The organism is Pseudorhodoplanes sp. (genome assembly GCF_035565855.1).
Taxonomy (GTDB): Bacteria; Pseudomonadota; Alphaproteobacteria; order Rhizobiales; family Xanthobacteraceae; genus Pseudorhodoplanes.
Genome location: NZ_DATMRX010000148.1, coordinates 1 through 1,558, shown reverse-complemented (window position 1 = coordinate 1,558; position 1,558 = coordinate 1). Strand labels below are relative to the sequence as shown.

The following is a 1,558-nucleotide window of genomic DNA, read 5'->3' as shown; positions in this document are numbered from 1 at the left end:
AGGTCCATTTCGCGGCCAAGGCGGCGATGGTCGCGCTTCTCGGCTTCCTCCAGCATATGCAGATACTGGTCGAGCTGTTCCTGCGTCGCCCACGCGGTGCCGTAGATGCGCGTCAGCATCGGGTTGTTTGCGTCGCCGCGCCAGTAGGCGCCGGCCACCTTCATCAGCTTGAAAGCGTTGCCGATCTGGCCGGTGGAGGCCATGTGCGGACCGCGGCAGAGATCGAACCAGTCGCCCTGATAATAGATCTTCAGGTCCTGATCCTCGGGGATCGCCTCGACCAGCTCGACCTTATAGGCCTCACCCTTATCGCGGAACACCTGCTTCGCCTTCTCGCGCGACCAGACTTCCTTCGTAAACGGCTTGTTGCGCTGGATGATCTCGCGCATCTTCTTTTCGATGGCCGCGAAATCGTCCGGCGTGAAAGGCTCGTTGCGGGCGAAGTCGTAGTAGAAACCGTTGTCGATTACCGGACCTATGGTCACCTGCGTGCCCGGCCACAGTTCCTGCACGGCCTCGGCCAGAACGTGCGCGGCGTCGTGGCGGATCAGTTCCAGCGCGCGGGGATCGTCGCGGGTGACGATCTCGACCTTGCCGGACCCGCCCAGCGGATCGGACAGATCGCGCAGGGTGCCGTCGAAAGTGTAGGCGACGGCCTTCTTGGCCAGCGACTTCGAGATGGATTCCGCAAGTGCAGCACCGGTCGTCGCGGCGTCATACTCGCGCGACGAGCCATCGGGAAATGTGAGGGAAACGGTATTCGACACGGGTGTTCTCCTATCCAGTCCCGCAAACGAGCGCGGGTGGGTTTGATGCGGCTTGAATGCCGAGCCGGTCTGATAGTGCCTGTTCCGGCCTGAGTAAAGGCGGCGAAGCATCGCGGCATCCCGCGATCCGCCACCGCCCGGTTCAGGGAACTTCGATGGTGATGCAGTCGTGCCGATTGCTCTTCAGCATCGCGCAGGCGCGGGTGGCGGCGGCCTGATCCTCGAAGCCCTCGAAGCGGGCGCGATAAAGCGTGCGGCCGCCGCGGGATGTGGTTTCGATCTGCGCAAGAGCTCCCGTATGGACAGTACGCACCAGCGAACCCACTTTATCAAGAAGCTCCTGTGCCGCGCCCCGGCTGGGCAGCGCCGCGACCTGAATCTGCCAGCCCGTCAGGGAAGGCACGGGAAAGCCGCCGTCGCCCTGCTCGATTTCAGGCATGTGCATCTCGGGCATGTGCATGGCAATTTCCACAGCCGGCCTCGGCGTCGGCACCGGCACATTCATCGCCACCAGAGGCGCTTCGACGGTTTCACCGTTGCTGAAGCGTGTCAGCAGCGTCGCCATCTGGTTGTCGCGCGCGCGGGCCGTCTTTCCGCCCAGCACGACGCCGATCAGGCGATGACCGTTGAGGTTGAGGGAGCTTGCGAGGTTGTAGCCGGCTGCATCGGTGTAGCCGGTCTTGATGCCGTCAACGCCGCCATAGCGATACATGAGGTTGTTGTGGCCCCTGCGCAGCTTGCCGCGGAACACGAAGGACGGCTGCGCAAACAGGCGATATTCCTTCGGAAAA

The 1,558-nt window shown here is 63.2% G+C and carries 2 protein-coding genes; both read right to left on the bottom strand.

Features of this window, described 5'->3' with window-relative positions; all coding sequences use genetic code 11:
* Positions 1–767: threonine--tRNA ligase (locus tag VN004_RS08330; protein ID WP_325608862.1), on the bottom strand; the 767-nt coding region annotated here is incomplete at its 3' end.
* A gap of 142 nt (positions 768–909) precedes the next feature.
* Positions 910–1,558 (bottom strand): SPOR domain-containing protein (locus VN004_RS08325; protein WP_325608860.1); only part of this gene is annotated, 649 nt, incomplete at its 5' end.